This window comes from Actinopolymorpha sp. B17G11, from assembly GCF_040196095.1.
Lineage (GTDB): Bacteria > Actinomycetota > Actinomycetes > Propionibacteriales > Actinopolymorphaceae > Thermasporomyces.
This window is the reverse complement of the sequence record NZ_JBEFTW010000032.1, coordinates 23,579-49,275: the sequence shown is the minus strand read 5'-3', so window position 1 is coordinate 49,275 and position 25,697 is coordinate 23,579. Positions and strand designations below refer to the sequence as shown.

Sequence of the window (25,697 nt, the reverse complement as noted above, 5' to 3'; positions counted from 1 at the left end):
GCCGCCCGAATGCACACAAAGTGCCGGCGAGAGGAGCCGTAGATGAGTCCAGTCATCAGCCGGCGGGGGATCATGCGAGGTGCGCTCGGCATCGGAGCGCTGCTCACCACCGCGTCGACCGGAGGTTGTTCGTCGGGGTCCCGCACCACCGGCACTCCCGGGACCGCGACCTACTGGTCAGCGCTGGAAGGCGGCGAGGTCCGCGGCTACTTCGCCGACACCATCGCTGCCGGATTCACCGAGCAGTATCCCGGCGAACGGGTGGAGCTCGTCTACAAGACCTCGGAGAACCTCGAACGCGACGTCCGCCTGGCCCTCGCGGCAGGCACCGCACCCGACGTGATCGAGACCAACGGGCCGGCGTTCGTTCCCGAACTCGCCGACCAGGACTATCTCGCCGACCTCACCAAGCGGGCGAGCGACCTGGGATGGAACGACGTCCTCCTGCCGTGGGTGCCCAGCGTCGGCACGATCGACGGCAAGCTCTTCTCCATCCCCACCCAGTTCGAGACGCTCGGCATCTTCTACAACGCCACGCTCTTCGAACGCCGCGGCTACACCCCGCCCCGGAGCCGGACCGACCTGGAAGCGCTGTGCGAGGAACTCACGAACGAAGGGATCGTGCCGTTCGCCGCGGGCAACCGGGAGTTCGCGCAGACGATCGAGTGGTTCACGAGCGTCTTCTTCTCCCACTTCGCCGGCCCGCAGGTGATGTACGACGTCCTGACCGGGGCGAAGCCGTGGACCACACCGCCGATGGTGGAGGCGGCCGCGCTGATGCAGGACTACTTCCGGCGTGGCTGGTTCGGCGGGAGCCCGCAACGGTACTTCACCACCTCGTTCAACGCGATGCATGCCGATCTCGCGGCCGGGAAGGCCGCGATGGACATGGAAGGCACGTGGTTCTTCGCCGAGATCGACAGCTTCTTCGGCAAGCAGGGTGGCAACGCCAACGACTGGGGCTTCGCGGCGTTCCCCGCACTCCGCGACGCGGTCCCCTATCCGCTGTACGCAGTCGGAACCGGCGCGACCCTGTCGATCAACGCCGACAGTGTGAGCGCGGACGAGGCGGCACACTTCATCGACTTCCTCATCGGCGACCGCAAGGCAGCGGCACAGCGGATCGCGGACCACCCGTCGGAGTTCGCCCTGCCGCTGCGGTTCACCGAGAGCGACTTCCCGCAGAGCATGGACCCGCGGATTCGCACGGCGTACGTCGACCTCATGGCGGCCACCGGCAAGGGCAACATCGGCTATACCAACTGGACGTTCTCCGCACCGCGCACGGCGATCGAGATCTACGAAAAGGCGCAGGAACTCGTCGCGGACGACCTCTCCCCCGAGGACTATCTCGCCGGCATCGAGGACACGTTCCAGTCCGACCTCGAGCGCGGGTTCACCCCGGTGGCCATCGACCCGAGGGCCGGCGATGAGTGAGACCACCTTCGCCAACCGGCTCTCCGCCGCCGACCAACGCTCGCGACGGCCCACCAGCACGCTTCACCGCTCCCGTACCCGCTTCGGGCTCGTCCTGCTGGTGCCGTTCGCCGTCCTCAACGCCGCCGTGATCGTGGTCCCGTCGCTCGCGACGGTCTTCTACTCCTTCACCGACTGGACGGGTGTCGGTCCGGCAAGCTGGGTCGGCCTGGACAACTACGTACGCCTGGCGGGCGAGGGCGACTTCTATTCCGCACTGTCGCACAACCTGATCTGGACCGGGATCCACCTCACCGTGCCGATCGGCCTGGCGTTGCTGGGCGCGGCGATCCTCGCCAGGATCCGCCGGGCGCAGGTGCTCCTCCGGTTGCTCTACTTCCTGCCGTACACGGTGGCGAGCGTCGTCACCGCGTCGGTCTGGCAGGACCTGCTCGACCCGGAGCGTGGCGTCTCCCGCCTCTCGTCCTTCCTGGGCATCGACTTGCCGGATGATCTGGTCCTGCTCGGCAACCAGGCGACCGCGCTTCCCACGATCGCCATGATCAACGTGTGGGCGCTGTGGGGATTCCTGCTGGTGATCTTCCTGTCCGCCATGCAGGGTGTGGACGACCGGCTCTACGAGGCGGCGCGGATCGACGGCGCCAACGTCCTGCAGGAGTTCTGGCACGTCACCGTTCCGGGAATCCTTCCCACGCTGGTCTTCGTCGTCCTGATCAGCATCATGTGGTCGCTGCTGGCCTTCGACTACGTCTGGATCATCACCCAGGGCGGACCCGCCGGCGCGACCGAGCTGGTCAGCACCCTGCTCTACCGCGAGGCGTTCCAGCGTTTCGATGTCGGGTACGCGGCGTCGCTCGGCCTGAGCCTCACGTTCATCAGTGGGCTCATCATCGCCGGATTCCTCCTCCTGCAGAAGAAAGGGTGGACGGTGTGATTCCACCGACGACAGGGCGGATGTCACCGCGTCGCCGCCTCGGCGGCCTCGCCACCCGAGGCGCCACGTCCGTCGCGCTGGTCGTCCTCGCGCTCTATGCGGTCGGGCCGCTCGTCGTGCTGGTCTTCAATGCGTTCAAGACGAACGTCGACATCGCCGGCAACCCACTTGGACCACCGTTGCCGCCGACCTTCGACAACATCGCCGAGGCATGGGAGCTGGGCAACTTCGCGACGACGCTGCGCAACAGTGCCATCCTCGCGATCTGTACGGCGGTGGGGGTCTGCGTGGTTTCCTACCTGACCGCCTACGCGCTCGCGCGGCTCCTGCCGCGGCCGGCGCCCCTGGTGCTCTACCTGTTCGTGGGGACAGCCGTTCCAGCCCAGCTGTTCATCATTCCGGTGTTCTTCCTCTGGACTCGGCTACACCTCAACAACAGCCTCTTCGGCCTGATGCTGATCTACTGGGCGTTGTTCGCGCCGTTCGGAACGCTGCTGTTGCGGGCGTTCCTGGTGACGCTCCCGCAGGAGATCGACGACGCCGCCCGGATCGACGGCGCCACCGAGTGGGCGGTGATGAGCAGGGTGGTCCTGCCGCTGGCGCAACCGGGCATGCTCGTCGTGGCGCTGACCACGGGCCTCTTCGCCTGGAACGAGTTCTTCTTCGCCACCACCCTGATCGATGACGAGGCACTGAAGCCGATCTCGACAAGCCTGCTCGCCTTCCAGGGCCAGTTCTCCCGCGACTGGGGACTGACGAGTGCGGGCTGTCTCTTCATGATCGGCCCGGTGCTCGTGCTTTTCCTGGTCCTGCAACGTCGATTCATCGCCGGCCTCACCGCCGGTAGCCTCAAGGCCTGACCACCGAAGGGATCATCCGTGGCCACCTGTCTCGTCCTGACCGCGCCGCGCACGCTCGAATTCGTCGTCACCGAACACCGACCGCTTCGCGACGGTGAAGTCCGGCTGCGCACCCTCGTGAGCGGCATCAGCCACGGCACGGAGATGAACCTCTACCGTGGCACCGCACCGTTCGCCACGCGGAGCTTCGACCCCCAGCTGCGGGTCTTCGTACCTTCCGAGGAGTCCAGCCGGACGGCCAAGCTGGGCTACGACCTGGTGGGTGAGGTCGTCGAGGTCGGTCCGGGCGTCGACGGCGTGGCGGTGGGCGACATCCTCCACACCGGGCAGGCGCACCAGGAGGAGCCGATCGTCGCGCTCGACGAGCACACGGACTTCTATCCGCCCTGCAAGCTTCCCCGCGCGCACGTGGAGAGAGGCCTGTTCGTCAGTCTGGCGAGCGTCGCGTTGCAGGCTGTCCACGACGCGCGGATCAAGGTGGGTGACGCGGTCGTCGTGTCGGGCGGGGGCGTGATCGGCCAGCTCGTCGCCCAGCTCGCCCGCATGAACGGCGCCGATCCCGTGGTGGTCGTCGAACCCCACGCCGAACGCCGCAACCTGGCCGTGCGGCTCGGCGCGGCGGAGGCGCTGGACCCGACGGCCGGCGACCAGCCGATCGGCTACCAGGTGAAGAAGGCGCTGGGTAACCGCGGCGCCGACATCGCCATCGAGACCTCCGGCACGTATCCCGGCATGCACGGCGCGATCGCCTCTGTCGGTGTCGGCGGCACCGTCGTCGCGGCCGGCTACTACCAGGGCGGCGCCGCCGACCTCAGGCTCGGCGAGGAATGGCACCACAACCGGCCGAACCTCGTGTCGAGCATGGGCGTCTGGGGCTGTCCGCACCGCGACCACCCGCTCTGGAACCGGGTCCGGATCGCGCGCACGGTGGTCGACCTGATCTATTCCGACCGGCTCGTGGTCGAGCCACTGCTCACCGACCGGGTGCCGTTCCGGCAGGCACCCAAGGCCTACGAACGGCTGGACAACGATCCCGCCAGCGCACTGAAGATCGCCCTCACCTACTGAGCGCGACCGGTCTGGCCAGGCGTCACGTACTTCTCGTGGAGGGCGTCCAGACCGATCCGGCCGTCGAGGTCGTCGGCGAGGGCGACGTTGGCCCGGACGACGTCGGCGTCGCGCATGCCGACGAGCGCCACGTCGACGTACGGATTGGACAGGACGAACTGCACCAGCGCGCTCGAGTAGTCGAACGTGTTGGCCGGGTTGACCAGCTGGACCCAGCGCTGGAACGTCCCTGACGTCGTCGTGCGCATCGTCGCGATTCCCAGCCCGTGCCGGTCAGCCTCCAACATGGCGCCGAACGGACGGCTCGGTTCGTACGGATGCTGGAACAGCAGGTTGTAGCAGACCTGGATGGTGTCAAAGACTCCGCTCGCGATCATCCGGTAGGCGGAGTCGTTGTTGTCCTCGGTGGTGAAGCCGATGTGCTTCACGAGTCCCTCGTCCTTGAGCGACAGCAGCTGCTCGGCCATCCCTCGCGGGCTGAGGATGTCGTCGGTCTGTTGCGTCGTCCAGGACTCGCCGTGCAGTTGCAGCAGGTCGACGGAGTCCCGCCGCAGCCGGGTGAGGCTGGCTTCGAGGGATGCCCGGACGTCGCCGCGCGCGCCGTACCCCACCTTGGTGGCGACGAAGAGGGGCTGCCCGCCGCTCGTCGGCACGCCCTGCAGTGCTTCGCCGAGCACCTGCTCGCTGGCACCGTTGCCGTAGCCGGGCGCGGTGTCGTAGTAGTTGATCCCGCCGTCGAGGGCGACCTCGATGGCCTCGAACATCCGGGCCCGGTCGCCGGGGTCCTCCGGGTCGAACGCCGACACGTAGTTCGTCAGGCCGAGCGTGGCGCCGCCGAAGCCGATCCGGCTGACGGTCGCGCCGGTTCCACCGAAGGTGGCGTACTCCATCTGTGGCCTCCGCTCGAACAAACCGGATGCGCGGACTCGACGTCGAGGCTACGGTCTTGCCCATCGGCGTCGAAACCTGACGTCCGGTCGGCCCGCCGCGCGAGAGCTCTGTCCTCGCCGCCCGCTCAGTTCTCGAGTGGTTGCGGCGCTACCCGCGTGTGTCCGCCGCAGGAGCACACTCTCCCCTCACAGAGGACAACCGTGTCCCACGAAACGACCGCTTCCTTCGCCACGGCATTCCGGCTGCTCGTCGGCTTCGTCGCCTGTACGTCGCCGCCACGCTTCGCCGGCCTGCTCGCCCTCGCGACCGTCGAGGGCCTGCTCGGCCCGCTCGTGATGGCCGCCACCGGCCTCGCCGTCGCCCGCGCGCCAGCCGCGTTCGACGCTGGCGTCGGGTCGGCGCAGGCGTACGACCTCGCTCTGGCGATCCTCCTCGTCGGGCTGGCGTTCGGCGCCGGGCAACTGCTCGCACCGATCCGCGTCGCCGTCTCGACCGGCCTGGGCTCGATGGTGGCCCAGCGAATCCGCCAGTGCCTGCTCGACGCGACGCTCTCGCCGCCCGGCATCGCGCACCTGGAGGATGCGGAGACCGCGAACGAGATCCAGCGCGCCGGGGAGTACGAATGGGCCGACCTGGCACCGCTGACCCGAATCGTGACCGAGTTCGGCTCCATGGTCTCGAAGGTGGTCACCGCGGCCGGAGCGGCAGTCCTGCTGGCCGGTTTCGCCTGGTGGGCGCCGGTCCTGCTGGTGGCCGGGGCGTTGGCGTCGCACGTGTGGATGGCCGGCAACGAGCACGCCGCCATCGAGAAGCATGAGGAGTACGCCCCGCTGGTCAGGCGGGCCAACTACTTCGCGAACCTCTCGCACGACCCGCCGGCGGCCAAGGAGGTGCGGCTCTTCGGCCTGGTGGGTCTCCTGGCGTCGCAGACCCGCCACTACCGCACGGAGTTCGGCCGGCACGTCTGGCGGGCTCGCCGGGCGAAGCTTCGGCCCGTCCTCGCCACGATCACCTCGATCGCCGTCGCCACCGGGATCGTGCTCGGCGCGTTGGCGTCCGCCGCCGTCGAGGGGCGGATCGACGCGGCCGGGCTGACGGTTGCCGTCCAGGCCATCTACGCGATCGAGCTGTTGGGCAGCGGACTGTTCGCGACCTGGTGGGTACGCCAGGGTGCCGCCGCGCTCCCCCACCTGCGCGCGCTGCCGGCACGCACGTCGGCGCTGAGCTTCGCCGCGTACGGCACGGGCTCGGCCGACGGCATGCCGCGCAGGCACATCCGCTTCGCCGACGTGCGCTTCGGCTACCCGGGCCATGACCGGCCGGTGCTGGACGGGCTCTCGCTGGAGATCCGCGCCGGCGAGTCCCTGGCGATCGTCGGCGAGAACGGCGAGGGCAAGACGACGTTGCTCAAGCTGCTCACGCGCCTCTACGACCCGGACGAGGGCGCGATCCTCGTCGACGGCCACGACCTGCGCGACCTCGACCTCGCGTCGTGGCGGTCCCAGGTGGCGGTGATCTTCCAGGACTTCGTCCGGTACGAACTGAGCGCCCGGGCCAACATCGGCTTCGGACGCGTGACCGACCTCGACAACGCCGAGGCCGCCGCCCGTGCCGCGGACCGGGTGGGTGCACACGACCTCATCACCGGACTGCCGGCCGGATGGGACACCGTGCTCGCCCGGCAGTACCGCGGCGGCCTCGACCTCTCCGGTGGACAGTGGCAGCGGATCGCGTTGGCCCGTGCCCTGCGGGCGGCGGAGGGTGGAGCCCGACTGCTCGTGCTCGACGAGCCGACCGCCGCGCTCGACGTCCGCGCCGAGGCTGAGCTCTTCGACTTCGCTCTTCGGGGGTTCCAGGGGGTCGGCCCCCTGGGAGAGCAGAGCCTCGACCTCACGGCCGGGGTGACGACCCTGCTGATCACCCACCGGCTGTCGAGTGTCCGGCGGGCGGACCGGATCGCGGTGGTGGGGGGTGGGCGGGTGGTCGAGGTCGGTACGCATGACGAACTGCTGGCCGCCGGCGGTGTCTATGCCCGGATGTTCCGCCTGCAGGCACAGCGATTCGAGACGGGAGCAAGCCATGGTTGACAGCACGCGTACGCCTACGGACGAGACCGATGTCTCTTCGTTGAACGGCGCCGACGGTGCCAAGGACCGGGACCTGCCGGGCCTGCTGCGTACCCTCTGGTTCACGGTACGGATCTCGGTCCGCTCCCACCCGGCACTCGCGGCCGGTGGGATGCTGATCATCCCCGTCGGTTGGGTGACGGGAAGCCTCGGCGCCCTGTGGCTGAAGTACTTCATCGACGGGGCCATCGGCGGACAGGCCGGCACGGTCGGCCTCGCGGCGAGCCTGCTGGTGCTCACCCAGGTGCTCGGCTGGGCCGCCGGCGGGCTCGGCATGCGACTCCAGCAGACGTTCCACGAGAAGGCCGGGATCATCTTCGAGGAACGCCTGATCCGGGCGTCGGCCGGTATGAACGGCATCGAGCACCTGGAACGCCCTGACTACCTCGACAAGCTCGACCCGCTCCGCAAGGAGGCCTGGATCGTCCACTGGACGCTGGAGGCGCTGGCCGAGACGATCGGCGCCGTCGCCCAGACCGCGTTGACCGTCGTGCTGCTGCTCTCGGTTGATCCGCTGCTGCTGGTGCTGCCGCTCTTCGGCGTTCCGGCTGTATGGGCCGCCCACACCGGTGCGGTGCGGGAGCGCGACGCGCAGGAGGCCACGGCTGAGTACCGCCGCCGGCAACGTCACCTCGTCACCCTGGGATCGGAAGCGTCGCCGGGCAAGGAGATCCGCGTCTTCGGGCTCGCCGGCGAACTCCTCCGGCTGAGCCGGGAGACGTGGCGGCGCGAACACACGGTCCGGGTCCGGATGGCGTGGGTCGGCGCCGGACGCATCGCCGCCGCGACCCTGCTGATGGCGATCGGGTTCGCCGGCGCGCTGTTGCTGGTGGGCTACCGAGTGGTCACCGGCGCGGCGAGCGTGGGCGACCTCGCCCTGACGTTCGTTCTCGCCCAGTCGTTGAGCGGCAACCTCGGGCTGGTCGTGGGGATGGTCAGCTGGCTCGTCGACTGCCTCGGGATCGGCGCGCGGTTCGTCTGGCTGCTCGACCGCGCCGACGCCGAACGACGCGGCCTCATCGCGAACCCTGTCGACGTGCCGGCCAGGTTGGTCGACGGGATCGCCCTGCAGGACGTGACGTTCGGCTATCCCGGCACCGGCATCATGACGTTCGACAAGCTGTCCTTGACACTGCCCGCGGGCAGCGTCGTGGGCATCGTCGGCGACAACGGTGCCGGCAAGACCACACTGGTCAAGCTGCTCTGCGGCATGTACGACCCGTCGAGTGGTGCCGTGCTGGTCGACGGGATCGACCTGCGCAAGCTGGACCTGACGGCCTGGCGGCAGCGCTGTGCGGGTGCCTTCCAGGACCATGCCCGGTTCGAGTTGCCACTGCGGCAGGCGGTCACGATCGGAGACGTCGCACGGTTCGACGACAGCCCCGCAGCCGCCAGGGCGCTGGCCGCCGCGAGTGCCGACGACCTCATCCGTACGCTGCCGGCCGGGCTCGACACCCAGCTCGGTACCACCTGGCCGGGCGGCACCGACCTGTCAGGTGGCCAGTGGCAGAAGGTCGCGCTGGCGCGCGGACTGATGCGGGCGGATCCCCTGCTCACCGTCCTCGACGAACCCACCGCCGCGCTCGACGCGCAGACCGAGGACGCCCTCTTCACGCGGTACGCCGAGGAAGCCCGCGACCGCCGGTCTCGCGGTGGGATCACGCTGCTGATCTCGCACCGGTTCTCGACCATGCGGACGGCAGACCACATCATCGTGCTCGACGCCGGCCGCGTGGTGGAGCAGGGCAGCCACGAGGAGCTCATGCACAACGCCGGCCGGTACGCCGAGCTCTACGACATCCAGGCCCGCGGCTATCGCTGACCGCCGCGACGTGTTCGCGAGGCTCGGGCGATGACCGGCGATTGGTCGGTGGATTCCTTGAAAACAAGGAACTCCCGCTCTGGCGATGATCACAGATTTGGTAGACTCGCTGGTATGTTCGAACGCGGGCGTGTGGACTTCTCGGCGCTGGCTTCGGCTGCGCCGGGTCCCGAGCTTGCTTCGGTGTTGGCGGGTATCGATCTGGCTGCGATCAATGGCCATGTGCGGGTGTTGGTTCTGCGGGCGTGGGAGCGGCAGTCGTCATGGGTGTCGGCGGCGATGTATGAGGCGATGGCGTTCGTGGCGCGTTCGCCTGCGTGCACACCGGATTCACCGCCTGAGGTGAACGCGTCGTTCTCGGAGTTCGCCTCAGCTGAGGTGGGTGCGGCGCTGGGTTTGTCGCCGTGGTCGGCTGATCGGGATTTGTCGTTCGCGTTCGAGTTGACCGAGCGGTTGCCGGGCACTCGGGCCGCACTCGCGGAGGGGACCATCAATCTGGGCAAGGCGCGGGCGATCGCCGAGGAGACCTGCTGTCTGTCACCGGAACTGGCGCGGGTGGCGGAGGAGTTCATCCTTGCTGCTGACGCTGCGGTCGGGATGGGTTTGACTCGGGCGCAGTTGGTGCGGCGGCTCCGGCGGAAAGTGCTCGAGCTCGACCCGGACGGCGCCGAGCAGCGACGGCGGGAGGCGCAGCAGGGCAGACGGATCCGGTTCGGTGCGGGAGTGGACGGCACCGGCAGCATCACGGGACAGGACCTGCCGATGGCTGGCACCGCGGCGGCCAGGGTGTTCGTCAAGACCCTCGCCAGACGCATCAAGGGCGATGGTGATGGCAGGACGCTCGCGCAGATCGAGGCCGACGTCTTCCTCGACCTCCTCCGCGGCCGCCACCCCCGCACGGCGGTTGCCGATGCCGATGAGTCGCCTCCCGCCACCAACGCCGACACTGCCGATGACTCGGCGGCTCCCGCAGGCGGCGACACCGCCGGAGCCGACGATGGCGGCGACGGCGAGGACGCCGGGGATGGCGAAGATGCCTGGGATGCTCCGGGTGATGGTGGTGCGTGTGTCGAGACCGGTGACGAGCACCTGGTGGCCAAGGTCGAACTCGTCGCCGACCTCGAAACCTGGCTCCGCCTCGGCACACGAGCCGGTGAACTCGCCGGCCTCGGCGCCATCAGCCCCGCGGTGATCGACGACATCAAGACCGCCGCGGCCGGTGGATTCGAGCACTGCCGCACCGTCACCATCGACGGCAAAGTCGTCTACCACCAGGCCAGCAGCCGACGATACAAACCCACCACCACCCAACGCCGCCTCATCCAGGCGATGCACCGGACCTGTAGCCAGCCCGGCTGCAGCCGTCCCGCCATCGCCTGCGACCTCGACCACACCATCGAACACCGATTAGGCGGACCCACCTGCGCCTGCAACCTCGCACCCCTGTGCCGACGGCACCACCGGGCCAAACACGAAGCCGGCTGGTGGTGGACCCAGAACCAGCCAGGCGAGCTCACCGCCCAGAGTCCACTCGGCCACACCTACGCCATCCGACCCGCACCACCACCCGGCACAGGACCACCCAGCGCAGACGTCGAACCCGCCAAGGCTCCGTTCTGACGCAAACTGGGCGTCACGGCGTGCGTTCGCAGACGTTGGGGGCGTTCGCCGCCAAGCGTTGGAGGTCCGTCGCCTTCTATCCCGACAAACCTCCAACAGGTCGGGTTACGCGTCGGCGTACGCGCTCGCCTGGAGCCGGTACATGCGGGCGTAGTGCCCGTCGAGTGCCATCAGCTCGTCGTGCGGGCCCTGCTCGACCAGGCGGCCCTGGTCGAGGACGAGGATGCGGTCGGCCGTGCGTACCGTCGAGAAGCGGTGTGAGATCAGGACGATCGTACGACCAGCGCGAAGGTCCTGGATGGTCTGGAAGAGTGCCGCCTCGGCTTCGGCGTCGAGGGAGGCGGTCGGTTCGTCGAGCACAATGAACGCCGCCTGCCGGAAGAGCACCCGCGCGATCGCCACGCGCTGCCACTGGCCAACGGACAGGTCGGCACCGCCGTCCACCTCGACACCAAGCGGAGTGTCCAGGCCGTTCGGCAGGTCGGCGAGGAACTCCGCAGCCCCCGCCTGCCTGGCAGCCCGCTCAATCGCCGCGCGATCACCCACCCGGTCGACGTCGCCGAGGCCGATGTTGTCGGCGCCGGAGAACCAGTACCGGCCGAAGTCCTGGAACACCACACCGACGGGCGACAACCCGCCGTCGCGGGTCAGTTCGGCCAGCGGTCGGCCGTCCCAGCGCACCACGCCGCGCGTCGGTTCGTACAGGCCGCACAGTAGTTTGGCGAGCGTGGTCTTGCCGGACCCGTTGTGGCCGACGATCGCGATGACCTCGCCGGACGAGACCGAGAAAGCCACGTCCACAAGGGCTTGCGTTGTCGCGGCTGGATAGGTGAAGGTCACGTCCTCGACCTGGAGGCGCGCGAAGGGCGGCACCTCCACGGGCGCGAGCGGCCGCACCTCGTCGGCCCGCGCCGACACCCGCGCGAAATCCTCCAGATAGCGACCGTGCTCCAGTGTCTGGGCGAGACTGCTCGCCGCCTGCTGTGACCGGTTGGCCAGCAAAAGGACGGCCACGCAGGCGGTCGCGGCCGAGCCGAGTCCGAGGTCACCACGGCGGACGAACCACAGCACAGCAAGGAATACGCCGCCCAGCACGAGTGCGCCGATCACACTGCCGAACGCCGACCGGCGGACGAACCGCCTGACCAGCTGCTGGATCCCGTCGATCCGCTCGTCGTACAACACCGACCAGCGCCCCAACAGGAACGGTGCCAGCCGAAACGCCCGCACCTCCGGCGCCGACGGGCGGCCGTGCACGATGCGTTCGATGTGGAACCGCGCCCGGTCGTTGGGGGTGTTGCCGAAGCTGAACGAGTACATCTCGTCGCTGTTGACCCGCCCCACCCACCACAACGGAACGCTGGCCAGCAAGGTGATCGGCACGAGCCACGGACTGATCGTCGCGAGTCCCGCCGCGATGCCAACCGTGCCGACCACCGCACCGGCGAACTGCGGCACCGCCATCGCGATGGGCAGCGTGCTGCTCCCGGCCCGCTCCGCGCGTTGCAGCGTGTCGTGGAACGCCGGAGAGTCGAACTCCCGCAGGGGTACGTGTCCCGCCAACCGCAGAACCACCTCGCTGCAGTGGCGTATCGTGCGTTCGGCCAGCAGTCGGTGCATGCCAGCACCCGCCGCTCCCGCGAACGACACCACGCCCGCGATGCCGATCGCGGCCGCGACCAGCCACCACACGTCCGGCGACAGGTCCGCCGCTGTCTCGTGGCCGATCACCTCGTGCAGCAGGGCGTTCCCGATCAGGAGCAGGACCGCGACACCGAGGCCGGAGAGCGCGAAGAGCCCCACGACGGCGAGGAACGCACCCCGCCCGGCCGCCCACACCAGAGCGACCGCGTGCATGAACGACGCCCCGCGTCGTCCCCGGCTGGTCGTCGCGTCGACACCGCCCGCGCCGCTCATGACGACTCCCGGTCCGAGCGCGTCCGACGGCGAGCGCCAGCGTCCGGCGCGTCGGTCCGGAAACCCCACGCGGCGATCGTCACGGGCTTGGCACTCTCCGGAACGTCGCCTGCTGGGCGCTTGAACGGCTCGAGGATCTCGCCGATCTGCCGGCTCACCTTCTTCAGCTCCTCGACCGTCATCCGGGTCTGGAACTCCATCTCGAAGCCGACCTTCTGCCAGGGCTTGGAATAACTGGACCGCTCCGCCACCCAGCGTTCGATTCGGCGGAGCAGGTTCGCTCGCCTGGCTCTGGCCATCGCCACCGCTGCGCGTCGCGCCTCGCCGTCCAGCTCCTCCTCACGAACCAGCAACCCCCCTTTGACCTCGCGCCATGGGCGGTTGCGCCCTTTGCCCCGCTCGGCCTCCTCGACGAAGCCGTACTTCGCCAACGTACGCAGGTGAAACGAGGTATTCGCGGGGCTCTCGCCGATCCGCTCGCCGAGCTCCGTTGCCGTCAACGGCCCCTCCTCGCCCAGGATCTCCAACACCTGGAGCCGGACCGGATGGGCCATCGCGCGCATCGCCTTCGGGTCCCGCAGCTCGCGGACACCCGGATCGATATCGTCGGAAGACATGTTTCGAAATTACTGTTTCGAAACATGTCTTGTCAACGAGATGGCGAGTGTTACCTGCTTCAGTTGCCGGCGGGAGGGGTGGGACGGTCCCGCAGGACCTGGTAGTCCACTCCGGCAAGCGGTCTCGTCGTGAGTGAGCCGTCTACCAGCGGGACCTCGACCGGCTTGTGGTCGCGGGTGAGCTGGACCCGCTCGACGCCGGGAAGCGAGGTCAGCGACAGCACGACCTGTCCGATGGTGAGCGGGCTCTCGGCGGCCGTCAGCCCAGCAGGGTCGCCGGCGAGGTCGATGGTGACCTGCCCGGCCTCGAACGACGCGACGGCGAGCCGCAGGCCGGGTGGGATGGCCGAGCTGAGGCCACGGGCCTGTTCCGGCGCGGCGGGTCCTGAGGTCAGCGCCTCGACCACCACGTCCACCCGGTCCGGCAAGGGCCCCGGTCGGACCTTACGTTTCACTCCGACGAGGGTCTTGCCTTCGACGAAGTAGACCGCCACGCTCGTGTGGAAGAACGGGTCGGCACTCGTGTCCGAACCCGGCAGCGGAGTGGCACCCGCCTTGGCCGCCGCCGACCGGTTGCTCAGCAGGCCGAACGGCACCGTGGTCGGTTCGATGAGTGTCGGCCGGTCCTGACTCGGCACCCCACACCCGCCGAGCAGCGCCGACGCGGCAGAAAGGACGGCACCCACCAGGAGCAGGCCCACCGTTCGCCGGCTCATGGCTGCACCCGCGGCAGCGAGACGGCGAAGCGTGCGCCGCCCTCCGGACGATCCGTGCACCAGACCGCTCCCCCGTGGGCGGCCACCGTCTCACGCGCCAACGCGAGACCGAGCCCCGTGCCCGACGAGGACCGCCGTGCCGTCCGCCCGGTCGCGAAGCGTTCGAAGATGCGTTCCCGGTCTTCTCGTCGTACGCCCGGACCGTCGTCGTCGACCAACACCAGAACGCGGTCGTCGGCCTCGGTGTCGGCGAGGAGCCGGACCCGCACGAGCCGGTGCCCGTGGATCTCGGCGTTGTCGAAGAGGTTGCCGAACATCCGCTCCAGCATCAGCTTGTCACCGTTCACCTTCGCATCCGACTCGACGACGAGCAGGTCAGGCGAGCGGCCCGACCGGCGGAGCGTATGGCCCAGCAGGTCCGCGAGCGGCACCGGCTCGATCGCCCGCGGGTCGAGACCGGCGTCCATCCGCGCGAGTTCCAGCAGGTTGTCGAGCAGGTTGCGGAACCGCTCCAGCTCTCCGGTCACGAGATCCAACGCCTGCCGGGACCGCTGCGGCAGTTCGTCCCGCCTGGTGTTGAGGACCTCCACGCTCGCCACCAGCGTGGTGAGCGGCGACCGCAGCTCGTGGCTGACGTCGGCGGCCAGCCGGGCGTCGCGCTGGATCCGCTGCTGCAACGTGTCGACCATGCTGTTGAACGAACCGACGATGGTCGCGAGGTCGGGGTCCCTCGTCGCCGCCAGACGGGTGTCGAGTTGCCCGCCCGCGATCTGCGCCGCCGTACTGGCCACCTCGTTGAGCGGTCGCAGGACCGACCGGCTCGCCCACACGCCGAGCCCGCCACCGGCCGCGGCGGCCACCAACGCGCCGCCCAGCAGGACCGTGCCGAGGATGCGGAGCGTCTCCTGCAGTTCGGTAAGCGGCACGACCTCGTAGAAGTACGCACCGACCGCCCGTAGCGGCACCCCGACGACGAGGACGGGTTCGCCACCCAGCCGGGTCCGCATCGACGCGGGCCGCCCCGACTCCACCTCGGCGCGCAGCGCGAACGGCAGTGACTCGCGTCCGGCCTCCAGCGAGGAGGAGTACCACCGCCCACCGCGGCTCACGACGATGGTGGCGTCGGCCGAGGGCGTACTCGCGGTGAGGACCGTGGGCATGTCGGCTCCGGCGGTTTCCAGCCGGCCGCGAAGGAAGTTGGCATCGATGTACACCTGCCGCACCACGGCCTGCTCACGCTGGGTGAGCAGATAGCTCTGCGTCAGACCGTAGGTCAGGACGGCGAAGATGGCGGACACGAGCAGCGCGCCCACGCCGAAGGCGAGAACCACCCGACCACGCAGCCCGCGCGCCCGCACCACCCGGCTCATGCCGGTCGCGCTCATGCTGGGTCCAGCCGATAGCCCAGCCCCCGGACGGTGACGACGAGCCGCGGGGTCGCCGGGTCGCGTTCGATCTTCGTCCGCAGCCGGCGGATGTGGACGTCGACGATGCGTTGGTCGCCGAAGAAGCCGTGCTGCCAGACCGACTCCAGCAGCACCTGCCGGCTGAGTACCCGCCCGGGCGGAGTGGCGAGCTCGCTCAGCAGCCGGAACTCGGTGAGCGTCAGGTGCAGGTCCTGCCCAGCCCGCCGCAGTGTCCCCCGAGCCGGTGAGAGCACCAGCCTGGCGTCAGGATCGGAGTCGAGCACGATGTCGGCCGGCGCCTCCGCATCACTCGGCCCCCTGAGCCGCCTGCGCAGGGCCCGGAGCCGGGCCGTGATCTCCTTGATCTGGAAGGGTTTCGTGACGTAGTCATCGGCTCCCGCTTCCAGACCGGCGACGATGTCGTGGGTGTCGACCCGGGCGCTGACGATGATGATGGGCACGTCGCTTGACCGCCGGATCTCCCTGATGCAGGTGAAACCGTCCATTTCGCCGAGCATCAGATCGACGATGATCAGATCGGGAGACGTGGCCGAGAGGGAGGGCAGGGCCTCCTCCGCCGCCACCGCTTCGGTGACCGCGTAGCCCTCGTCTTCCAGGGCCAGCCGGAGGACGGACCTGATCCGGTCGTCGTCCTCCACCACAAGCACCCGCGTCGGCATGGGCCCATGCTGCCAAAGGTTGTGCGGCGACGCGTTCCAGGTCACGCCCGGAGGACTTCGTCACGTAATCGCAAAGTAACCGGCCGAGCGACCTCAAAGCCATGGTGACAACGTGGAGCCATACATCGGGGATTCTCGAAACCAACTCGGGAGTTGGCCATGGGGGCAACCGGAAAGTCTCTCGTCCACAGCGAGGCCGAAGTCATCCTGACCGAGGCGCTGGTCGCCAACGGCATGGCCGAGTTGCGGTGGGAGCTCCGCGATCTCGTTCTCGCCGGCGTACGCAACCTCATCGTCGACGTGTCCCGGATCGACCGCCTGTCGTCGACCACGCTGGCCGCACTGCTCGGCACCCACCGAGCCTGCAGGGCCCGGGGCGGCGGCGTCATCATCCGCAACCCCAACGCGAAGGCGCTCGACCTGCTCCGGCGTACCGGCCTGCACCGGGTCTTCCTCGTGGATCCGCCCCTTCGCTGACCGCGCAGAGTGCGGGCGCAGGCGACGAGCAGGCAGGGCAAGCGGCCAGCGCTATGCGGCGCGCGCGGTGGCCTTGGCGCCGAGCGATCGGCGGATGGCCCGCACGATCTTGCCCGCCTTCTGGGTCAGCCGGTAGGTGCGCGAGGAGCGGATCGCCATCAGCTCCTCGCGGGCACGCTTGAGTTCCTCCGTACGACTGGCGAGGAGCGCCGCCTGGGTGTGTCGCCTGGCGTCGCGGCGCCGCGCCTTGTCCTCCGCGGTCTGGGTCGCCGCCAGGGTCGTGACCTGCTCGGCGAAGTTGGTGAGGTTGTCGTGGGCGAGCTGGGAGAGCTCCCGCGACCGGGCGAGGACCTCGGGACGGTCGGCGGCCTCCAGCGCCATTCCGACGGCCGCGTCCAGCCCGCCCAGGGACACGTCGAAGGGCATGTCTGGGTCCCAGGCTCGCGCGTACCGGGTCGGCTTGGTCCGCGACAGCGTCACCCGCGGGATGCCGTAGGCACAGGCGATGATCCGCACGTGCAGGGACGTGCCGATCACGACCCGCGCCTCGCGCATGCGGTCGCACAGGTCGAACGGGCGCCGGTCGGCGACGATCTCCATGTCGACACCGGGATCGATCCGCTTGGCGTGCGTGATGACCTTCTCGAAGTCGGCCACCGAGTCGTGGCCGTTGGCGGTGCCGGCCATCAGGAGCCGGATCCGCAGGCCCTTGAGGTGTTCGCTGGCGACGAGCGCCGCCGCGACGTTGGCGTGGCCCAGCTTGGTGAGGATGGACGTCGACGCCTGGAAGATCGCTACATCCGAGTCAGGGTTGCGTTCAGCGGGTCGCAGGACACTGATCGCGTGCACGGCGTCGGGAACCTGGCGGTGCTCGATCCCCAACTCGGTGAGATAGACGCTCGACTCCTTGTCCCTCACGGAGACCAGGGTTGCCGCGCGCAGCAGGGCGATGAGCTCTTCCCGGCGGTAGCGTTCGGCGCCCCGGATCCCGGACACCCCGACCGAGTTGAGCACCGAGATGGCCCCCGCGTTGAGCGGGTAGGAGGCCAGCGATGGGATGTACGGCGATGCGATGTGGACCTTGCCCGCCGCCTCGCGCACCATCTCGTCGCGCCTGGCCGGCGAACTGCGCCGGTACTCACGGTAGAGCTCAGGGCCGGCCGACATCCGGAACGCGCTCCTGAGGTCGGTGCCGCCCACCTGTCCTCCGACGGTCCAGACCGCGTCGAACTCCTCGTCCAACAGCAGCGGGCTGTAGGCCTCGACCTTGCGGTCCAGCAACGCGGTCATGTCGGCGCTGAACGGGGCGGACGAGACCACCTGCGCGTTCGGCAGAAACTTCTCGGTCACCAGGAGAAACAGCAGGTCACCGAAGTTGTCTCGTTCGTACGCACCCACCATCAGCACCCGGGGACCGTGCGTCGTGCCAGTGCTCACTGCGCTCCTTTGGGTCGAACTGAACGGTATGGGCGATATATCAGACTAGTTAGGTAGGATTTGGAGAGTAGCAGTCAGGCCTGCTGGCAGATTGAGCGCCTGTACCCACACCACTCATCCCCGTGATCACGACCTGCATTCTCATGACGGATGAACTGGCACCAAAGTTGCCGGGGCTGGGCGACAACTTCGAAGCGTGCGCAGACGATCTCTCTGCGTACACAAGTTCGCCAACCGTCGGGATCGCACCGGCCTACAGGCGCGCCACAGTGGAAATACAGCGGGCGGGCTCACGATGGCGGCCATGTTGGGCAGAGCTGCGTACCGTCACCTTCTCCAGGTTGCCACCGCCCTCGCCGCGGCGTCCCTTGCGGCGGGACCGCTCGTCGCGCCCGCGCTCGCAACTCCACCCACCACGCTCCCCACGCTCGCGGCACCGCCCTCCGCGCTCGACAAACTCGACAAAGGCGAGGCCAGCGAGGGCTCGCTGCTGTTGGTACTCGACTCGTCGGGGTCGATGAAGGAGGCCGACCAGTCCGGTACCAGCAAGATCAGCGCGGCCAAGCAGGCGTTGAACACGGTGGTGGACAAGCTCCCGGGGGACGCCGTGGTGGGGCTGCGGGTCTACGGCGCCACCGTCTTCGAGAAGTCGGACCCAGGTGCGTGCACGGACTCCCAGCTGGTCGTGCCGATCAGACCGGCGGACAAGCCGGCGCTGAAGACTGCCATCGCGAAGTACAAGCCGTACGGAGAGACACCGATCGCGCACAGCCTCAAGCAGGCGGCCAAGGACCTCGGTACCGAGGGCAAGCGCACGATCCTGCTCGTCTCCGACGGTGAGGAGACCTGCACCCCCGACCCTTGCCTGGTCGCGCGAGACATCCACGCCAAGGGAATCGACCTCAAGATCGACGTGGTCGGCCTGCATGTCGGCGCCGCCGCGAAGCGCCAGCTGTCCTGCATCGCCGACGCCGGCGGCGGGACCTACTACGACGCGGACGACGCCGGCGACCTCGCCGCAAGCCTTGACCAGTCAGCACTTCGTGCGTTCACCGACTTCGCGGTCTCCGGTACGCCGGTCAAGGGCGGACTCCAACCCGGCGAGGCACCGGAGATCGGCGCCGGCCAGTACACCGACACGCTCGCCTCGCCGACCCAGCAGGACGGCCGGGTCAAGTACTACATGCTGACACGCACTCCCGGCTCCACCCTGCACGCCGCCGCCACCAGTCGGCCGGAGAAGCGCAGTGGCTCGGCGGCCTCCTCGGACGAGCTGAAGCTCGAGCTGCTCACCCCGGCCGGGGACGAGGAATGCACCTGGGGGAACGGCGCCGCGTTCGAGTGGAGCTCGACCAGGGACTTCCTCAACGCCTCGGTGTTCCAGGGGCCGAACGGCAACAGTTCCGCCTCGACGTACGTCCCCGACGAGTGCAAGACGTCCGACCGGCTGCTCCTGAAGGTCGAACGCAGCGAGGAGGACGGGGCGGCCAGCGGGCCCGAAGATCCGATGGAACTCGTCGTGATCGAGGAACCACCGCTCGACGGTGGCGTCGAGCAGTTGCCGGAGCAGGTCGAGGAGGCGGACATCGACTTCGGAGCGCTTCCCGCCGGCCAGAGCCAGGGCAAGGCAGACGGCGGCGGTGGCTTCGCCGACGCGACGACCCTCACGCCAGGGCACTGGACGGGCACGCTGCAGCCTGGCGAGCAGCTCTTCTACCGGGTCCGCGCCGACTGGGGGCAGTCCGTCGCGGTGACCTTCCGGCTCCCTGCGAACCCGGCACTGGACAGCCAACTCGGCCAACTCGGCGAGAAGGTGGAGATCCGTGCGTACGGACCTGACCGCGCCGAGTTCTTCCTGCCCGGAGGCACCGAGAAGAACTTCACCGGTACGACGAGGACCTACTCGCGGAACCAGGTCTTCCATGCGACGTTGCCGGAGGTCCGGTACCGCAACCGGGAGGACGGTGGCGGCGACACCATCCAGGCAGCCTCGCTCGCGGGCCACTACTACGTCGCGATCCAACAGAACGCCGACGACGAAGGACGGAAGTACCAGGAGCCCATCGACATCGCGGTGGCGGTCAAGGGCGAGGTCTCTGGAGAGCCGACCTACCTGGAGCCCGACCCGGAACCGGAGCCGGCGAAGACTGAGGAGAAGCATGGTGAGGCTCCGGCTGGATCGTCGGGGGCGTCGGGATCGTCGGGATCGTCGGGAGAAGGAGACGCATCTGAGCCTTCGGCCGCCGACGGCTCGGGCTCGTTGATGCCCGTCGCCGTGGCGGGGGGCAGTGGTGCGGTGGTCCTCCTCGGCGTCATCCTGGCGGTGTTCCTGCTCCGCCGTCCCCGCAGCACGCCAGCAGGGGCACCGGGGCAGAACCTCCCATGGCCACCGCCGCAGCCGCCGCGACAGCCACCGCAACAGCCGAATCAGGGTCCGCCGCAGAACCCGCCGCCGGCCCCGCCTCGATAACACGCAACGCTCGTCGTCCACGATCCCTTACAGGGCTACCCTCGAGCGTTTGCCTCTGACGTGGGAGATTGACCACGGTGCTCGCAGGACGTTACGAACTCGTCGACATTCTCGGCGAGGGCGGCATGGGCGCGGTCTGGCGCACCTGGGACCATCGCGAACACCGCTATGTCGCGGCGAAGGTCCTGCAGCAGTTCAACGCGGGATCGCTGTTGCGGTTCGTCCGGGAGCAGAGTTTCCGGATCAGCCATCCGCATGTGATCACGCCACTCGGCTGGGCCGGCGAGGACGAGCGGGTCCTCTTCACGATGCAGATGGTCCACGGCGGTTCGGTCGCCTCGCTTCAGCGCAACGCGGGACGGCTGCCGCCGCAGTGGGCCGCCCTGCTGCTCGACCAACTGCTCGACGGATTGGCTGCCGTCCATGCGGCCGGTCTCGTCCACCGCGACGTCAAGCCCGCCAACCTGCTCCTCGATGCGACCGGCCGCACGCGTCCGCACGTGTTCCTCAGCGACTTCGGGGTGGCTGTCCCGCTCGACGAGCCACGCATGACGCGTACCTCGCAGGTCTTCGGAACACCTGGATATCTGGCTCCCGAACAGGTCCGGGGCGCCGAGCCCGAACCCCGCCACGACCTCTACTCCGCTGGCATCGTCGCCGTCGAGATGCTGACCGGCGTACGACCCGATCCCGACGTCGGCGTGGGTACGCATCGCCCTGACCATGTGCCGCCTCCGCTCTGGGACTACTTGCGCAGGCTCGCCGCCTGGAGTGCTGGCGGCCGTCCCGACTCCGCTGCGCACGCCCGCTCGGAGCTGGCGGCGACAGGCCTGTTGCCGGATCCCGGCGCGGTCCCGAGTGACCCGGCCGGCGTGGTCGACATCGCCGACGTGATCCCGCCGCTGCCGCCAGGATGGGGGCCGAATGGACCATCGGCCGCCGACTTCGTACGCCGGTCGGCACCGCACCCTCCCTCCGTCAAGCCAGCCTTGACAAGACCGACGACGCCTCGCGACCCACGCCGGGCCAGGCCTCCTGCCCCGAGCGGGCGGCATTGGCGGCAGACTCTGGTGGGCCTCACCGTCGTCGCCGCGCTGGGCATGTCGGCCTACGTCGCGCAGGCGGCACTGCGCGGAGAGCAGCCGCCCGACCCGGGAACACACACGCCTGGTACGCAGGCGCCCGAAACCTCGTCCTCGTCTCCGTCCCCCTCCCCATCTCCGTCCGCGTCTGGGGAGCGGTCGCCAGGAACATCGCCTCCCACCGGCGGCTCGGGGAGTGACGCCCGACCAGGCGAGCCTTGTACGTACATCGAGGTGGGTTTGATCGAGACGACCAGGAACGGAGAGAGGGTCACCTGCGTACGCCGGGAGAACGCGTACTCCTGGGAACGCACTTCCTGACCCCCCTAAAGCACTGGTTCTCGACCCCGGCCTGCCGTTAGCTTTCGCGCATGGGAGTTCCAGGCTCGTCTCCGGTGGCCGGGTCGTTTCGTCGGATGGCTCTCTACGGCCGGGTGCTGTGGGCATCAGCACCGGCCCACTCGTTGACGGCCTTGGGGCTGGCCGCCGGCTCGGCTGCTGTCGTGACCGGCGGCATCCTGGCGACCGGTCAGCTGATCGGGTCGTTACATCAAGCCGCCGCGGCCGGGGCATCACCGGCCGCTGCCGAACGAGTGTGGCTCTGGCTGCTCCTCGTCGCGGCCACGTTCGTCTCCTCGCCGATCCTGACGTCAGCGACGGCCGCGTTGTCACAGGCGATCTCGGCACGTTACGTCCGCACGTTCTACGACATGGCGATGGACGCGGGGACGGCGCCGCACGGCGTTGCCCACCTGGAGGATCCCGACGTCGCCGGACGCCTCGATGCGGTGATCAACGCCAGCCGCGAGTGGGACTTCACCGCGGGTATCGAGCTCACGTGGTCGATCGTCCGCACCCGACTTACCGGTGTGGGTTCGTTCCTCGTGCTGATGGCGTGGCATTGGTGGGCACCTTTCGTCGTGGCCGCGTCGTACGTCGTGCTGTCCCGGGTGTTCACCTGGTGGGTGAACAGGCAGCACGACAACGTCCTCGAGGTCGCTGGTGACGAACGTCGCCGCGCGGCCTATCTGCGGGGGCTGCTGACCGGCGCCGGGCCAGCGAAGGAGGTCCGGCTGTTCGGCCTGGCGGGCTGGCTGCTGGAGCGTTACTCGACCACGTGGAAAGCCGCGATGGTTCTGGTCTGGCGCAATCGCCACCGTGGGCTGGGCATGGTGATGGTGGCCGCGGTCGCCATGCTCGCCGCCAACGGACTGGTGCTGGCTCTGCTCGCGCGCGACGCCTCAGCCGGTGTGGTCTCGCTCGCGGCGATCGTCACGCTGGTGCAGGCGATCCTCGCGTTGGAGGCGTTCGGCCCGCTGGGCGACGAGCAGATGGCGCTCGGCCGCTCCACCGCCGCGACGTGGGAGCTGGTCCGGCTCCGCACCCAGCTCGGGCTGAGGGAGCTGCCGGATCCTCCCTACCAGACGCCGGCGCAGGCGGCCTCGCGCGCGACGGCGATCCGGTCGGGTGCCGCGGGCATCGAGCTTCGCGACGTGACGTTCACCTACCCGACGCGCGAGGAGCCGACGTTCACGCGGCTGTCGTTGACGGTGCCGGCCGGCCAGGCTTTGGCCGTCGTAGGTGAGAACGGCGCGGGGAAGTCGACGCTGATCAAACTCCTCTGCGGGCTCTACGCGCCAGACTCGGGAACCGTCCGGATCGACGGCGGCGACCCCGCCGCCGACGACTCGGTACGCCAACGAGTCGGGGTGATCTTCCAGGACTTCGTCCGCTACAAGCTGTCGCTGCGCCGGAATGTCGGACCGCACAGCCGAACTGGCCCCACCGGACGCACCAACGCCAACCCACACTCGCCCGCGCACCAGGTCGACGACTCGGTCCTGGCCAGAGCGCTCGAGGACGCAGGCGGCACGGAGCTCCTGGAACGGCTCGAGCACGGCTGGGACACCATCCTGTCGCCTGAGTACGCCGGCGGCACCGACCTGTCCGGGGGCCAGTGGCAGCGGGTCGCCCTTGCCCGTGCGCTCGCCACCGTCGCAAGCGGGGCCGGGATCCTCGTGCTCGACGAACCCACGGCCGCGCTCGACGTGCGCGCCGAAGCGGCCTTGTTCGACCGCTTCCTCGAGGTGACGGCCGGGATGACGACGTTGCTCGTGAGCCACCGGCTCTCCAGCGTCCGGCACGCCGACCGCATCGTCGTGATCGGCCAGGATGCCATCGGCCGGGGACACGTCATCGAGGACGGCACGCACGACCAACTCCTGGCCGCTGGGGGCACCTACGCCCAGATGTTCAGCCTGCAGGCGCGGCGTTTCGCCGCCGCAGGGGCCGGCCGGTCTGAGTACGCCGGGCACACAGCGGACGACACCGGGCAGGTGCCGGCGCCATGAGGGCACTTCGAGGCATCGGCATCGTCGTGGCCATGTCCGTGCGGGTCAGCCCCTGGCAGACGCTGGTCTGTCTCCTCGAGGCCGTCGGCAAGGTCATCGGCCTGCTTCAACCCCTCTACCTCGCGTGGTTCGTCGAAGGTGCCGTACGAAACGACACGAGGCAGATGGTGCTCGCCGTGAGCGCCTTCACCGCATCGATCGGCCTCAACTGGATCCTTCAGATCGCCGGCACGACCGCACGGGTCAACCAGATGGAACGCGTGGGCTTCGCGTTCGACACCGAGATCGCCCGCATCACCGCGAGCATCCAGACACTGGACCACCTGGAGTCGCCGCGTTATCTCGACCGGCTGCAGATCCTGCGCGATCAGCGCGACGCCCTCGGCGGCGCCTTCAACATGCTTCTCGGCACGTTCAATGATCTCGTCTTCGTGACCGGCACGATCCTGCTCGCGCTGACCGCCGACGCGAGACTGCTGCTGCTCGTGCTCGCCGGCCTCCCGATCCTCGCCGCGACCCGCTGGTTGGCGCCCTGGCAGGCCGCCGCCGAGCAGTCCTCAGCCGAACCGGGCCGCCTGACCACCCACCTGCTGGCTCTCGGCACCTCACCCACAGCCGGTGCGGAGCTACGCGTGTTCGGGATCCGCCGGACCATGCGGGCCGAACTCGCCGAGGCGGTGACCGGCTGGCGACAACCCGGTGTGCGCCTGGCCATCCGTACGAACGCAGTCGAAGGCGCGTGCGCCACGTTCTTCTTCCTCACCGCTGCCGCCGTCCTGGCGTGGATGGTCAGCGACGCACTCGCCCGGTCCGTCCCCGTCAGTGCGCTGGTCCTGGCCGTCCTGCTGGTCGGCCGTCTGCAGTACGCCGGACGGTCCGTGCAGTGGGCAATCATCAGCTTCACCCGCATCGCTCGCATCACCGGCCAGTTCCTCTGGCTGCGCGACTACGACCAGGAAGTCCGCGTCGGACGGTCCCGGACCAGCGCCCCGCCGGCTCGGCTCGACGACGGGATCCGACTGGAGCACCTGACCTTCAGCTATCCCGACGCCGACACACCAGCCGTCCGCGATGTCGACCTCCACCTACCAGCAGGTGCCGTCGTCGCCGTCGTCGGCGAGAACGGCGCCGGCAAGACGACCCTGGTCAAACTCCTCACCGGCATGTACCGACCCACGTCCGGCCGGATCCTGCTGGACGAGACCGACCTCGCCGAGGTCGACATCGACGCATGGCGAACCAGCACCGCCGGAGCTTTCCAGGACCACGCCAAGCTCGAACTTCTCGCACAGGAGACGGTCGGCGTCGGCGACCTCGCGCGTCTCCACGACCCGCCGGCCGTTCGCGCCGCGCTCCGCAGCGCCGCGAGTGATGACGTACTCCAGGCACTTCCCCAGGGCCTGGACACCCAGCTCGGCAGCTCCTGGCCCGGTGGCGTCGACCTGTCCGGCGGCCAGTGGCAGCGTCTGGCGATCGCGCGCGGAATGATGCGTACCGAACCGCTCCTGCTCGTCCTCGACGAACCCACGGCCGCTCTCGACGCCACCACCGAGCATCGCCTCTTCGAGCGGTACATCGCTGCCGCCGGCAAGGCACGGTCCCGCGGCGCGGTCACCCTGCTGGTCACCCACCGCTTCTCCACGGTCGCCGCCGCCGACCTCGTAGTCGTCCTCGACCAGGGAAGCGTCGCCGAAGTCGGCTCCCACCAGGAGCTGATGGCCGCCCAGGGCCACTACTCCGAGCTCTACGCACTCCAGGCCCGCGGCTACCACTGACCAGCCGACTC

Annotated in this window: 19 protein-coding genes; 12 read left to right on the top strand and 7 right to left on the bottom strand. The window is 69.2% G+C overall.

Annotation, left to right across the window (positions count from 1 at the left end):
• Positions 1–42 precede the first annotated feature (42 nt).
• The 4 genes from ABN028_RS26805 to ABN028_RS26790 are packed head-to-tail and all read left to right on the top strand — an operon-like array spanning position 43 to position 4,299.
• On the top strand, positions 43–1,437 hold the full coding sequence (locus tag ABN028_RS26805) for an ABC transporter substrate-binding protein (protein WP_349330592.1): 1,395 nt from the start codon (positions 43–45) through the stop codon (positions 1,435–1,437).
• The gene (locus tag ABN028_RS26800) at positions 1,430–2,371 is read left to right on the top strand and encodes a carbohydrate ABC transporter permease (protein WP_349698541.1); all 942 of its coding nucleotides are present in this window, start codon (positions 1,430–1,432) and stop codon (positions 2,369–2,371) included. Before ABN028_RS26805 ends, ABN028_RS26800 begins: the two co-directional genes overlap by 8 nt.
• Before the next feature lie 20 nt (positions 2,372–2,391).
• Positions 2,392–3,231, top strand: coding sequence for a carbohydrate ABC transporter permease (locus tag ABN028_RS26795; RefSeq protein ID WP_349698540.1), 840 nt, complete (start codon positions 2,392–2,394; stop codon positions 3,229–3,231).
• Positions 3,232–3,249: 18 nt separating this feature from the next.
• Complete coding sequence (locus ABN028_RS26790) at positions 3,250–4,299, top strand: zinc-binding dehydrogenase (protein ID WP_349698539.1); 1,050 nt, start codon at positions 3,250–3,252, stop codon at positions 4,297–4,299.
• On the opposite strand, the gene ABN028_RS26785 is transcribed toward ABN028_RS26790, so the two are convergent.
• Complete coding sequence (locus tag ABN028_RS26785) at positions 4,293–5,189, bottom strand: aldo/keto reductase (protein WP_349698538.1); 897 nt, start codon at positions 5,187–5,189, stop codon at positions 4,293–4,295. The genes ABN028_RS26790 and ABN028_RS26785 overlap by 7 nt on opposite strands.
• A gap of 201 nt (positions 5,190–5,390) precedes the next feature.
• On the opposite strand from ABN028_RS26785, the gene ABN028_RS26780 reads away from it, so the two are divergent.
• From ABN028_RS26780 to ABN028_RS26770, 3 genes are all read left to right on the top strand, one after another.
• Positions 5,391–7,277, top strand: a complete 1,887-nt coding sequence (locus tag ABN028_RS26780) for an ATP-binding cassette domain-containing protein (RefSeq protein ID WP_349698537.1) — start codon at positions 5,391–5,393, stop codon at positions 7,275–7,277.
• A complete protein-coding gene (locus tag ABN028_RS26775) occupies positions 7,270–9,138 on the top strand; it encodes an ABC transporter ATP-binding protein (RefSeq protein ID WP_349330586.1) in 1,869 nt (622 codons plus the stop codon). Before ABN028_RS26780 ends, ABN028_RS26775 begins: the two co-directional genes overlap by 8 nt.
• 114 nt (positions 9,139–9,252) lie before the next feature.
• Entirely contained in the window at positions 9,253–10,758 is a 1,506-nt protein-coding gene (locus ABN028_RS26770; RefSeq protein ID WP_349698536.1) for an HNH endonuclease signature motif containing protein, read from the top strand.
• Between the two features lie 105 nt (positions 10,759–10,863).
• Here ABN028_RS26770 and ABN028_RS26765 read toward each other — a convergent pair whose 3' ends face one another.
• The 5 genes from ABN028_RS26765 to ABN028_RS26745 are packed head-to-tail and all read right to left on the bottom strand — an operon-like array spanning position 10,864 to position 16,094.
• Positions 10,864–12,675, bottom strand: coding sequence for an ABC transporter ATP-binding protein (locus ABN028_RS26765; protein WP_349698535.1), 1,812 nt, complete (start codon positions 12,673–12,675; stop codon positions 10,864–10,866).
• Positions 12,672–13,292 carry an ArsR/SmtB family transcription factor gene (locus ABN028_RS26760; RefSeq protein WP_349330583.1) on the bottom strand — a complete coding sequence of 207 codons (621 nt, stop codon included), beginning with the start codon at positions 13,290–13,292 and terminating at the stop codon, positions 12,672–12,674. The genes ABN028_RS26765 and ABN028_RS26760 overlap by 4 nt, the downstream gene beginning before the upstream one ends.
• A gap of 59 nt (positions 13,293–13,351) precedes the next feature.
• A complete protein-coding gene (locus tag ABN028_RS26755) occupies positions 13,352–14,008 on the bottom strand; it encodes a GerMN domain-containing protein (protein ID WP_349698534.1) in 657 nt (218 codons plus the stop codon).
• Positions 14,005–15,393, bottom strand: coding sequence for a HAMP domain-containing sensor histidine kinase (locus ABN028_RS26750; RefSeq protein WP_349698533.1), 1,389 nt, complete (start codon positions 15,391–15,393; stop codon positions 14,005–14,007). Before ABN028_RS26750 ends, ABN028_RS26755 begins: the two co-directional genes overlap by 4 nt.
• A complete protein-coding gene (locus ABN028_RS26745) occupies positions 15,390–16,094 on the bottom strand; it encodes a response regulator (protein ID WP_349330580.1) in 705 nt (234 codons plus the stop codon). Before ABN028_RS26745 ends, ABN028_RS26750 begins: the two co-directional genes overlap by 4 nt.
• A gap of 159 nt (positions 16,095–16,253) precedes the next feature.
• Here ABN028_RS26745 and ABN028_RS26740 point away from each other — a divergent pair, with 159 nt between their 5' ends.
• Positions 16,254–16,571, top strand: a complete 318-nt coding sequence (locus tag ABN028_RS26740) for an STAS domain-containing protein (protein WP_349330579.1) — start codon at positions 16,254–16,256, stop codon at positions 16,569–16,571.
• Positions 16,572–16,622: 51 nt separating this feature from the next.
• Here ABN028_RS26740 and ABN028_RS26735 read toward each other — a convergent pair whose 3' ends face one another.
• Positions 16,623–18,008 (bottom strand): polysaccharide pyruvyl transferase family protein, encoded by a 1,386-nt coding sequence (locus ABN028_RS26735; protein WP_349698532.1) that lies wholly within the window; start codon positions 18,006–18,008, stop codon positions 16,623–16,625.
• Positions 18,009–18,312: 304 nt separating this feature from the next.
• On the opposite strand from ABN028_RS26735, the gene ABN028_RS26730 reads away from it, so the two are divergent.
• The 4 genes from ABN028_RS26730 (at position 18,313) to ABN028_RS26715 (ending at position 25,686) form a co-directional block, all read left to right on the top strand.
• The gene (locus ABN028_RS26730; RefSeq protein WP_349698531.1) at positions 18,313–20,478 is read left to right on the top strand and encodes a VWA domain-containing protein; all 2,166 of its coding nucleotides are present in this window, start codon (positions 18,313–18,315) and stop codon (positions 20,476–20,478) included.
• A 77-nt stretch (positions 20,479–20,555) separates the two neighbouring features.
• The gene (locus ABN028_RS26725) at positions 20,556–21,881 is read left to right on the top strand and encodes a serine/threonine-protein kinase (protein ID WP_349698530.1); all 1,326 of its coding nucleotides are present in this window, start codon (positions 20,556–20,558) and stop codon (positions 21,879–21,881) included.
• A gap of 50 nt (positions 21,882–21,931) precedes the next feature.
• A complete protein-coding gene (locus ABN028_RS26720) occupies positions 21,932–23,911 on the top strand; it encodes an ABC transporter ATP-binding protein (RefSeq protein WP_349698529.1) in 1,980 nt (659 codons plus the stop codon).
• Entirely contained in the window at positions 23,908–25,686 is a 1,779-nt protein-coding gene (locus ABN028_RS26715) for an ABC transporter ATP-binding protein (protein ID WP_349698528.1), read from the top strand. The genes ABN028_RS26720 and ABN028_RS26715 overlap by 4 nt, the downstream gene beginning before the upstream one ends.
• The last annotated feature ends 11 nt before the right edge of the window (positions 25,687–25,697 follow it).

What these genes read in the sequence shown, in the direction of transcription:
- ABN028_RS26715 (WP_349698528.1), top strand. Translation starts at nt 23,908, where the DNA reads ATGAGGGCACTTCGAGGCATCGGCATCGTCGTGGCCATGTCCGTGCGG.
- ABN028_RS26795 (WP_349698540.1), top strand. Translation starts at nt 2,392, where the DNA reads ATGTCACCGCGTCGCCGCCTCGGCGGCCTCGCCACCCGAGGCGCCACG.
- ABN028_RS26750 (WP_349698533.1), bottom strand. Translation starts at nt 15,393, where the DNA reads ATGAGCGCGACCGGCATGAGCCGGGTGGTGCGGGCGCGCGGGCTGCGT.
- ABN028_RS26730 (WP_349698531.1), top strand. Translation starts at nt 18,313, where the DNA reads ATGTTGGGCAGAGCTGCGTACCGTCACCTTCTCCAGGTTGCCACCGCC.
- ABN028_RS26755 (WP_349698534.1), bottom strand. Translation starts at nt 14,008, where the DNA reads ATGAGCCGGCGAACGGTGGGCCTGCTCCTGGTGGGTGCCGTCCTTTCT.
- ABN028_RS26785 (WP_349698538.1), bottom strand. Translation starts at nt 5,189, where the DNA reads ATGGAGTACGCCACCTTCGGTGGAACCGGCGCGACCGTCAGCCGGATC.
- ABN028_RS26765 (WP_349698535.1), bottom strand. Translation starts at nt 12,675, where the DNA reads ATGAGCGGCGCGGGCGGTGTCGACGCGACGACCAGCCGGGGACGACGC.
- ABN028_RS26770 (WP_349698536.1), top strand. Translation starts at nt 9,253, where the DNA reads ATGTTCGAACGCGGGCGTGTGGACTTCTCGGCGCTGGCTTCGGCTGCG.
- ABN028_RS26720 (WP_349698529.1), top strand. Translation starts at nt 21,932, where the DNA reads ATGGGAGTTCCAGGCTCGTCTCCGGTGGCCGGGTCGTTTCGTCGGATG.
- ABN028_RS26740 (WP_349330579.1), top strand. Translation starts at nt 16,254, where the DNA reads ATGGGGGCAACCGGAAAGTCTCTCGTCCACAGCGAGGCCGAAGTCATC.
- ABN028_RS26805 (WP_349330592.1), top strand. Translation starts at nt 43, where the DNA reads ATGAGTCCAGTCATCAGCCGGCGGGGGATCATGCGAGGTGCGCTCGGC.
- ABN028_RS26745 (WP_349330580.1), bottom strand. Translation starts at nt 16,094, where the DNA reads ATGCCGACGCGGGTGCTTGTGGTGGAGGACGACGACCGGATCAGGTCC.
- ABN028_RS26800 (WP_349698541.1), top strand. Translation starts at nt 1,430, where the DNA reads ATGAGTGAGACCACCTTCGCCAACCGGCTCTCCGCCGCCGACCAACGC.
- ABN028_RS26760 (WP_349330583.1), bottom strand. Translation starts at nt 13,292, where the DNA reads ATGTCTTCCGACGATATCGATCCGGGTGTCCGCGAGCTGCGGGACCCG.
- ABN028_RS26775 (WP_349330586.1), top strand. Translation starts at nt 7,270, where the DNA reads ATGGTTGACAGCACGCGTACGCCTACGGACGAGACCGATGTCTCTTCG.